This is a genomic window from Kordia jejudonensis, assembly GCF_001005315.1.
GTDB lineage: Bacteria > Bacteroidota > Bacteroidia > Flavobacteriales > Flavobacteriaceae > Kordia > Kordia jejudonensis.
In genome coordinates, this window is record NZ_LBMG01000205.1 from 1 (window position 1) to 277 (window position 277).

Genomic DNA, 277 nt, shown 5'->3' on the forward strand with positions numbered 1-277 from the left:
ATCGGTAACTTTTAATAATGTATTACTATTAGTTGCATAAGTATAAGTTAATTTATCTATAATATCCACTGTAGGATTCGCTACTTCTGTAATTCCCATACGTTCTAACGAGAGAATATTTCCGTTTTTATCATAAGACACACTATTTAAACTATAGTTTTCAAGATCATTATTAGCAAGGCTTGTTAGTGTTTGTCCACTTTGGTAGGTCGCACTTGTAATTCTATTCAAGGCATCATACTCATACTGATAGCTTCTTAGGTTGAGATCATTAGCA

General features: G+C 31.8%; 1 protein-coding gene. It reads right to left on the reverse strand.

The genetic code is table 11. From position 1 onward, the window contains the following. Positions 1 to 277 (reverse strand): hypothetical protein (locus AA089_RS25405; protein ID WP_046759437.1); only part of this gene is annotated, 277 nt, incomplete at both ends.